This is a genomic window from Bradyrhizobium sp. UFLA05-89 (genome assembly GCF_059803475.1).
On sequence record NZ_JBANBA010000253.1, the window covers coordinates 1 to 1,691 of the forward strand.

3 protein-coding genes are annotated in these 1,691 nt (G+C 59.0%); 1 reads left to right on the plus strand and 2 read right to left on the minus strand.

Annotated elements, in window-relative coordinates; all coding sequences use genetic code 11:
• Positions 1–302: 302 nt before the first annotated feature.
• The gene (locus SO139_RS46055) at positions 303–494 is read left to right on the plus strand and encodes a hypothetical protein (RefSeq protein ID WP_474804854.1); all 192 of its coding nucleotides are present in this window, start codon (positions 303–305) and stop codon (positions 492–494) included.
• Between the two features lie 157 nt (positions 495–651).
• Here SO139_RS46055 and SO139_RS46060 read toward each other — a convergent pair whose 3' ends face one another.
• Both SO139_RS46060 and SO139_RS46065 read right to left on the minus strand, forming a co-directional pair.
• Positions 652–1,095 carry a CBS domain-containing protein gene (locus tag SO139_RS46060; protein WP_474804852.1) on the minus strand — a complete coding sequence of 148 codons (444 nt, stop codon included), beginning with the start codon at positions 1,093–1,095 and terminating at the stop codon, positions 652–654.
• Between the two features lie 79 nt (positions 1,096–1,174).
• Positions 1,175–1,303: a hypothetical protein gene (locus tag SO139_RS46065; protein WP_474804850.1), complete on the minus strand. Its 129-nt coding sequence runs from the start codon at positions 1,301–1,303 to the stop codon at positions 1,175–1,177.
• Positions 1,304–1,691: the final 388 nt, after the last annotated feature.

The following is a 1,691-nucleotide window of genomic DNA, read 5'->3' on the forward strand; positions in this document are numbered from 1 at the left end:
CGTTGACGTCCTTCCATCCGACACCTCCTGGCTCTTCGAGCCTACTACAGGTGTCCATCAATTCGGAGGAGGTTCAAAGATCTGACCAAGCTCTTTGGCCGAGGGAGGGGGAGGGAAAACTTTGCGGAAAAAGCATGCTTATGCGAATGAGCCTCGTCCAAAAACGAGCGCTTATAATGATTGATCGTGCGGCGGACATGCGCTTCTAGCCGCGATCTCGCTGTGGTGCATGATATGACCAAGACAAGCGATCGGAGACCCGGCAATGTCCCCCAGGGCTAAAGCGACAATGGGGGACGTCAGTGCCCGACCGCTGGATGGCAGAGATAAGCTATTTGGGCGGTAAACAAGAAACAATAGCGTTCGAGGAGCTGGAGGACCTGGATGAGATAGTAGAAAGGGGACCGGACTGGAATACGATCGAGAAGATCGTGATCACGCTCAATCGTCCGCTGCCACCTTGCGAACTCTTTGCAGAACTCTTCAAAGGTTAAGTAGCGCGTCGATGATGGATGGCCTGACCGCCATGCGCATTCGCAGGGCGGCTCTGGCGGTGGTCAGCTGTCGTTGAAGTGGTGGGTGCCCCCGGGGCAGTCAGTCGGGATCGGAGCGACCAAGGTACCACGGGGGGACGGCACCGCGGTTCGTCTGTCAGCCCCCGGGGCCGTCTTTCATGATGTAGCCCATCAGGTCGTCCACGTTGTGCTCCAAATCCCGGATGATGTTCTTAACGACGTCTCCGATCGAGATCATGCCCACAACCTTGCCCGCGTCTAGCACTGGCAGATGGCGAAAACCGCGCGCAGCCATCATTGCCATGCAGCCTTCCAGCCGATCGTCCGGCTTGACCGTCACCGGGTTGCCCGTCATCACTTGGCCCACCGGCGTCTGCTTTGCGTCGAGCCCGGGCAGCAGCACTTTGATGGCGCAGTCACCCTGGGTCACGATACCGACCAGCACGTCGTCGTCGATGACCAGCACCGACCGGACCCGGTTGTCGCGCATCTTGCGCAAGGCTTCGACGACCATGTCGCCGGAACGAACATGGATCGTGGCGCCACTCTTCTGGGCCAGAGCGTTTTTTACAGTGCTCATCGATCTCCTGTCGTGGGCTCTGTTCCTGCCCGCCTTGAAGGTTAGTCGAAATATCTTACCTTGTCAGCACCGCGCCGGGCTACGCCATCGAGGCGGTGAAAATCCCGCTGTCGGGATCGGTCACAGGCTTCGCCGGCGACATCGCCTGCAGCACCTTCACCACTTCCAGGTCGAAGCCGCTGCCCTTTCGTTTCGATGGATGTGCCACGTCTATTTCCCTCACCGAGGCAGCAGGTCTTTGTTTCGGCATCGGGCTGTAACACCAACCCGTAAACCCCAGTCAGACGCCTCGGCGAAATGGAAGTAATCAAGCGGTTCGGCGACAACGCCCGCAACGTTTCTGCCTCCGTCGCCGGTGCTGACAGCCCTGATCACATATGCCCCAAAATGGATTTGCGTCCATGAGAGGTCTGCTCGGGGCGGTCATCCGCGACTGAGCCGGGCAGTGCTCGCTACCAATCGATGTCCGCTTCGGTCCCGATAGCGACCGGTCTTGCGCAGATGACGTGAAGGGCCACTGGACTTGTATGGGGCGACTGGTGTCAAGGCTGTTCGTTATTGGCCATCTCCTTGTTCGGCCGGGCTGCGACATCTCC